Here is a 7,338-nt window from a genome sequence, read left to right on the forward strand (position 1 = left end):
TAATTCAAATGCAAACATTCAACGTTATGAAAATTTGCGTGAAATAGTTCAACTGTCTCCGCATTAGAATATGATTGTTTGCTTGACGGATCAAATAATGCTTCCCTTAACTCTATTAAATAGTCAGCTCGTGGAACAACCTTGATTACTAAACCATCATCTTTTAATAATCTATTAAATTCGGCATAATTTGAAGGTGATAAAATGTTAAGAATAACATCAAATTGTTGAGCCTTAAATGGTGTATTAGCAAGGTCTTGTATTAGCAAGGTCTGATACGCACCAGATGGTATTACTATAATGCTTAGCAGCTTCAAAGAGCCCTTCTTTTGCAATATCAATTCCAACACCAGTTACTTTTTGATTAAATTTAGTACGAAGCCTATCACATACGTTAATAAGATGTGACCCCTCGCCACAACCTGTATCAAGTATGGATATGTCACCAGCAAATGCATTCACTTGCTTTCCAATTATTTCAGTAATTGCTGCACTTAATGGTTGAAAAAACTCACCCTCAACAATTAGCTTCCTTCTTGCTTCAAAGAGAGCCTTACCATACTTAGTTTTCATTTGATGAGTAAGCAAGTTAATGTATCCTTGTTTAGCAAAATCAAATGTATGATTATTACTGCAACTTAAACTTTTAAAGTCTATTACTTTCATTGGCGATTCACAGATAGGACACTTAAAAATAGATTCAAAGTCACTTACTAAAAGCGCACTCTCCATTTTCTTAGTCTTTTTTGACATTAAAGACACCTCATTCATTCGTTTTATCAATAAATGAAAAAAGGCATAGACAAATAAACCCTCACTAAATTTCAAAAAATAATGCGGATTTGATGACAGTCTATACCTTTTCTTATCTATAACGAATGAATTGGATAATCATGAAATTAGCTCCTTTAAATATGTGAATTTTTTGGATAATAATATCCATTTATATAATAGCAAACTTTATATTTTATTGTAAATAAAACCATGTAAAAATAGAGGCGTTAGACGATGACATATCCCTTTCTATTTATTCAGATCATTTGTAACTACATAAATTCTTGCCATCTGGATAATCTTGCACCATGTTGGTAAATGGCACATATCATGCATGGAATGTGATTACTCCACACATTACAATTATAAAAAGGTGGTTTCCACTATGGTATCGAATGTAGACTATACTTCACCTTCTGCACAATTCACATTTGATGTAAATACTAACAATTTCTTTGTAAAAGATAATCAAAACTTTATTAATCTATTAGGTATCAACCAATTAAACACTTTAGAAAATGTTTCATTATTGGATATTTACCTAAGTAAGGATAATGTTGTTGAGCCACATTATCATCAAAACGCTGCAGAATTAGTGTATTGTATTTCGGGAGCTGCTAATGTTTCACTACTTAATCCATTCACCAAGCGAATCCAAACGTATTCTATTACACCTGGTCAAGTAGCCAATATTCCCCAAGGGTGGTGGCATTACGAAGAAGCTACCATCGATCAAACACATCTACTCGCTATTTTCGATGCTCCGACACCTGAAGTCATTCTTGGCTCCGACATTTTAAAACTAACTCCCTCGAATATTATGGCAAAGACCTATTGTTTAGACGAAAAGAAGTGGAAAAAAGCAATCGCTCCGATTCAGACAACAACATTTATCGGTCCTCCAAAGAATTGTACGAAGCAAATTAAAAATAAATCACAACAATATCCTTATCAATATGTAAATTGTTATAATATGCCTCAATATACAATACCATCTTACTATTGGTATCCTTATCAAAATTCAATTCCTTACTACAGATGCTAAAATAAGAAGCCAAGAACAAACTTGGCTTCTTAGCAATAGCTACTTAACAGAATTTCTACTATCCATTCGTCGATTATTCTAATTCTTATATATTCTTTTTAACCAAGTTTAAATCCGTTAGTTTATTAAGAATGGAAACCAATAACACAGGAACATACATATATACGATGATCCCTTTCAGATTAAAAAAGAATGCCATTAACAAAAGAGTACCTAAAATAGAACATATGAAACAAAGACGTCTAGGTAAGTTAAAAAAGAATAGTGCAATGATTCCATTCATCATACCGAATAACAGCAGCATGATTGAAATAATTAAAAAGGTGTTAAGTGATTGAAACGAGACATTAACACTCGGAGACGATCCAAATAGAAGAATAAAAACAAACGTTAATGTTCCAAACACTATATACAGATTCCCTGTTTTCTTTCTTGAAAATGAAAGTACAACAGTAAATATAAAAAACACGACTGAAAAAAAGCTAACAATTCCCAAAATTACTCATCCTTCTTTTTTAGAACATCATCATTCCGATTGATAATATGATTAAGGAAGCAATGAAAATCGCTAAAAGGACCTTCCAAACAAACTTTATCCAAGTAGAATATTCCACCTTTGCAATGCTTAAGCCTCCCATTACAACACCAGAAGTAGGTGTGAATAAATTCACAATACCTGATCCAGCACTGAAAATCATGATCATTACTTCAGGGGATAATCCTAAATTTTTCGTTAAAGGCGCAAAAATCGGCATTGATACGGTTGCTAACCCCGATGATGAAGGTATTAAGAACGACAAACCTATGTAGATTATATAAGCCATACCTACAAACGCGATGCCTGAAATACCGTTTAAAACATTCGATGCTTTATCTAAAATGAATAAATCCAATCCTGAATTTGACATGATGAAGGATATCCCTCTAGCTATACCTAGAATTAATGCAACTCCTACCATATCGGCTGCACCAACAATAAAGGAATCTACAAGATCCTTTTCCCTTAATCGATAAACAAGACCAATAATAATTGCCATAACAACAAACCAAGCCGTCAGTTCTGGGAATGACCATTGCCCAAGGGGTGAACCTGTTAACATCCCTGTATATTTAGCAAAAAAGCTGACACCGAAATCCTCCCACGGGATAATTCCTAGAATCATAATAAGAAAAGAAATCCCGAACAGAACTAATACTAATTTTCTACGGCCTGTAAATTCTGCCGTTTCTTCATTGTTACTACTGTAAGCTTCTTTAGCATTCTTCCACTCAGCTTCCGTTAATAAGGATTTTGCCTGATCTTTCTTTACCTTTTTGGCATAAGACATAACAAAGAAAATCGCTATTGCTAAAGTGACAAGCCATAACATGACGCCCATGATAATAATTGTTCCTTGGTTAATCGCTACTCCGACTGACTTAGCTGATGCAGCCGCAACTCCTGGAGCAAAAGGATTAACAGTCGAACCTAATGTTCCACATCCAGCGCCGAGCATAATAGTTGCCGCAGCAACTAAAGGATCAAAACCAACAGCAAGCATCGTAGCCGTAATCAAAGCATAGAAGGCTAAACTTTCCTCAGCCATACCATATGACGTACCACCAAGAGAAAAAATAAACATCAATACAGGAATTAATATAATTTCTTTTCCTTTCATTTTATTTACAATAGCAGCAACACCTGCATCTAGAGCACCGGTTTTCGTAACAACACCTAAAAATCCACCAATAATCAAAATGAAAAAGGCAACATCAATTGCTCCTGCTAGTGTTCCTTCGTTTGCAACGTTAATATAATTGCCTTCAGCACCTTTTAAATACTCTAATGCTTTTGGAATACTTTCGTTTTGCATTTTTTCAGTGATGTGACTTTGAATAGCCGAATCTTTAATTCCGATCATCCCTGTAACTGGAGCCATCAGAACATCACTTACTTTAGCAGGAATAACTTGAGGTACGAATTGGGTAACTAACCCCACAATAATGGTCAATGCAAGAAGCACTGTATAAGCTGTTGGAAATTGAAACTTCTTCTTCTTTTTCGTAGTTGTCAATCTGTTCACCTTCTTTACATTAATCACTATTCATAAATGGATGACGCCCAAAAGTTCGTCATCCATTTACAAATAAAAATTTGTTTTATGATTCGATAATGGTTCCCGTTGTCCCCTGTAATGCTTCCTTGGCTTTCTCTAAAGAAGTGATGATAGCTTTTCCTCCAGGCGTATTCTTTACAAAGCTTAGACAAGCTTCGACTTTAGGTAACATTGATCCCGGAGCAAAGTGACCTTCTTTAATGTACTGTTCCGCTTCAGTGACAGTCATTTTTGCTAAATCTTTTTGATTCGGCTTATTATAGTTGATGGCAACTCGTTCAACAGCTGTCAAAATAACTAACATTTCCGCATTGAGGTCTTGAGCTAACTTTGAAGATGATTTATCTTTGTCAATGACAGCGGCAACACCTTCATTGTTATTATCTCGTTTAACAACAGGGATACCCCCGCCCCCTACTGTAATAACAACGTCATCATGTTCAATTAACTGCTTAACTACATTCAATTGAACTATTTCTTGTGGAGTCGGTGACGGTACAACTCGTCTAAACCCTCTTCCTGCATCTTCAACAAACGAATAGTTTTTCTCTTTAGCTATCGCATCTGCTTCTTCTTTGCTATAGAACAAGCCGATTGGTTTTGTTGGATTAGTAAATGCTTCATCATTAATATCCACAACTACTTCGGTAATAATACATGCAACTTCCTTATCTATATTGCGATTAGTTAATTCCTGTTTAATGGCTTGTTCAAGATGATATCCAATATAACCTTGGCTCATCGCACCACATTCAGGAAAAGGCATTGGAGGAGTGTTTGCACCATTTGTTGCTGCATACTCCATCGCAAGATTGATCATACCAATTTGGGGCCCATTTCCGTGACCAACAATAACGGTATTTCCTTCTCCAACTAAATCGGCAATGGTTTTCGCTGTATGTTTCACTAATTCCAGTTGCTCTTCTGCCGTATTTCCTAATGCATTTCCACCTAAAGCAATAACTAATCGTTTACCCATTCACTCTGTCTCCTTTTATGAGCCGATTGTTGCTAGTATAATGGCCTTAATTGTGTGCATTCTATTTTCAGCTTCATCGAAGACAACAGATTGTTTCGATTCAAAAACATCATCTGTTACTTCAATTTCTGAAATATTGAATTTCTCTCCAACTTTCTTACCTACCTCTGTTTTCAAATCATGGAAGGCTGGTAAACAATGCATGAAGATAGCTTCTGGATTTGCATTACTCATAACTGATTTATTCACCTGGAATGGCTTCAATAGTTTCAAACGGCTTTCCCACACTTCATCAGGTTCACCCATCGATACCCATACATCTGTATAGATAACATCAGCATTTTTCGTTCCTGCTGAAACATCTTCCGTTAAAGTAATCGTTGATCCAGACGTTTCGGCAATTTCTTTACAAATTTCAACTAAATCTTCAGCTGGAAATAATTCTTTAGGAGCACATGCCGTAAAATTCAATCCCATCTTCGCACACGCTACCATTAAAGAATTCCCCATGTTATTTCTTGCATCCCCCATGTAAACAAAGTTGACGCCTTTTAATCTCCCTAGCTTTTCTTCAATGGTTAGTAAGTCGGCAATCATTTGTGTAGGATGGAATTCATCGGTTAATCCATTCCAGACAGGCACGCCTGCATAACGCGCTAAATCGACTACAATTTCTTGTGAGAATCCACGATATTCAATACCGTCATACATTCTTCCAAGCACTCGTGCTGTATCAGCAATCGATTCCTTTTTCCCCATTTGAGAAGACGCTGCATCTAAGAATGTAACGCCCATTCCTAAATCATAAGCTGCTACTTCAAATGAGCATCGCGTTCTTGTAGACGTTTTTTCGAAAAGAAGCACGATGTTCTTTCCTCGTAACGTGTCATGAGCAATACCTGCTCTCTTTAAATTCTTTAAGTTTTTTGATAAATCTATAAGATAACGGATTTCCGCTGGACTAAAATCCAATAATTTCAAAAACGAGCGACCTCTCAAATTAACTACCATTTATAATACCTCCACTAAATGTTCTTATCGTTATTTTTCTTCTCTAAGAAGCGGCATTGACATGCAACGAGGGCCTCCCCTACCTCTTGATAACTCAGAGGAAGGAATAATATGAACTGTAATGCCATGCTCTTCTAACAGTTGATTTGTAATATAATTTCGAGAATAAACAATTACATGTCCTGGTTTGATACATAATGTATTAGAACCATCATTCCATTGTTCACGCTCAGCTACGATATCATCTCCACCACCACATGGAATTAACACAACATCTTCTGTATGAAGATACTTAGAAAGAATCTTATCTAATTCCATGTTCAACTTCTCGATTTTTAACTCGTTAGATCCTTCTCCTTTTGTAAGCTCAAATACTTGAAGAGGGCCTTGAATATGTGGATGAATCGTAAACTTATTATGATCCACTTGCGTAAACACTGTATCTAAATGCATATAAGCACGAGATTTCGGAATATCAATAGCAAGAACAGTTGTTATTAAATTTCCTTCCGTCTTGAAGAAAAGCTGTCTAGCTAATTCCTCAATTGCTTCAGGAGAAGTTCTTTGCGAAATACCTACAGCGATTACTTCAGCCGAGATATTTAAAATATCTCCACCTTCAATTGGATTATCAAAGTCCCGATTGTATACTTTCTGCGTATCATTATAATCAGGATGATATTTAAAAATGTAATCTGCATAAATCGTTTCGCGATTCCTTGTTACGGAATACATTTTGTTCAAACTGATTTTATCCCCTATAGTTGCAAATGGATCCCTTGTAAAATAAAGGTTTGGCATAGGATCAGTTACGAACGGATATTTTTGGTTCACCAATCCAGCTAAACTTACTTGTTTATCTGCTGGCAATTCCTTTCTTCTAATTCCTGCCATTGTTGTTCTAACCAATTCCTTGTTATCTTTAATCGCATTTAAATACTCATATACTCTTTTGACTGTACCAGGATATTTAACGCCTGCTTCAGCAATGAATTGATACAAAAACTCCTCTTTCACTTTTGGATCATTCAATACTTCAGCTGTAAGGTCATCTAAGTAAACAACTTCTACCCCGTTCTCTTGCAATACCTTTGCCATGGCATCATGCTCACTTTGAGCCTTCTCAAGCCACGGAATATCATCGAATAAAAGCCTTTCCAAGTATTCTGGTGTTAAATTTTCTATTTCTTTTCCAGGCCTGTGTAATAATACTTTTTTCAATGGCATTATTTCATTTCTAACAACTACACCCATCGTAAATTCCTCCTTAACGACCCTACATTATTCAGTCGTCCTACTTATTATTTTTGATTTCAGTAACAATAATCTTGGTAATAAAAGATAATAATTACGTAGAAACGAATTATTTTTATAATTTATAAAACAACAAACAAGCGAACGAAGAGTTAGCAACCAAATGCTAACTCTTCGTT

The 7,338-nt window shown here is 35.5% G+C and carries 6 protein-coding genes and 1 pseudogene; 1 reads left to right on the forward strand and 6 read right to left on the reverse strand.

Going from position 1 to position 7,338, the window contains the following annotated elements; all coding sequences use genetic code 11:
* Together V7014_RS22610 and V7014_RS22615 are read right to left on the reverse strand one after the other, a co-directional pair.
* Positions 1–269 (reverse strand): annotated as a pseudogene (locus tag V7014_RS22610) (putative RNA methyltransferase); the annotation flags it as partial.
* On the reverse strand, positions 247–753 hold the full coding sequence (locus V7014_RS22615) for a putative RNA methyltransferase (RefSeq protein WP_335510579.1): 507 nt from the start codon (positions 751–753) through the stop codon (positions 247–249). The pseudogene V7014_RS22610 and the gene V7014_RS22615, both read right to left, overlap by 23 nt.
* Positions 754–1,159: 406 nt before the next feature.
* Here V7014_RS22615 and V7014_RS22620 point away from each other — a divergent pair, with 406 nt between their 5' ends.
* On the forward strand, positions 1,160–1,819 hold the full coding sequence (locus V7014_RS22620) for a cupin domain-containing protein (RefSeq protein WP_335510580.1): 660 nt from the start codon (positions 1,160–1,162) through the stop codon (positions 1,817–1,819).
* A 515-nt stretch (positions 1,820–2,334) separates the two neighbouring features.
* Here the strand turns inward: V7014_RS22620 and V7014_RS22625 are convergent.
* The 4 genes from V7014_RS22625 to arcA form a co-directional block, all read right to left on the reverse strand.
* Positions 2,335–3,873 carry a YfcC family protein gene (locus V7014_RS22625; protein WP_335510583.1) on the reverse strand — a complete coding sequence of 513 codons (1,539 nt, stop codon included), beginning with the start codon at positions 3,871–3,873 and terminating at the stop codon, positions 2,335–2,337.
* An 85-nt stretch (positions 3,874–3,958) separates the two neighbouring features.
* Entirely contained in the window at positions 3,959–4,894 is a 936-nt protein-coding gene (gene arcC, locus V7014_RS22630; RefSeq protein WP_335510584.1) for a carbamate kinase, read from the reverse strand.
* Between the two features lie 15 nt (positions 4,895–4,909).
* Entirely contained in the window at positions 4,910–5,905 is a 996-nt protein-coding gene (argF, locus tag V7014_RS22635) for an ornithine carbamoyltransferase (RefSeq protein ID WP_335510586.1), read from the reverse strand.
* Between the two features lie 30 nt (positions 5,906–5,935).
* The gene (gene arcA, locus V7014_RS22640; RefSeq protein ID WP_335510588.1) at positions 5,936–7,159 is read right to left on the reverse strand and encodes an arginine deiminase; all 1,224 of its coding nucleotides are present in this window, start codon (positions 7,157–7,159) and stop codon (positions 5,936–5,938) included.
* Between the last annotated feature and the right edge of the window lie 179 nt (positions 7,160–7,338).

The organism is Bacillus sp. JJ722 (assembly GCF_036963345.1).
Classification (GTDB): domain Bacteria; phylum Bacillota; class Bacilli; order Bacillales; family DSM-1321; genus Bacillus_AD.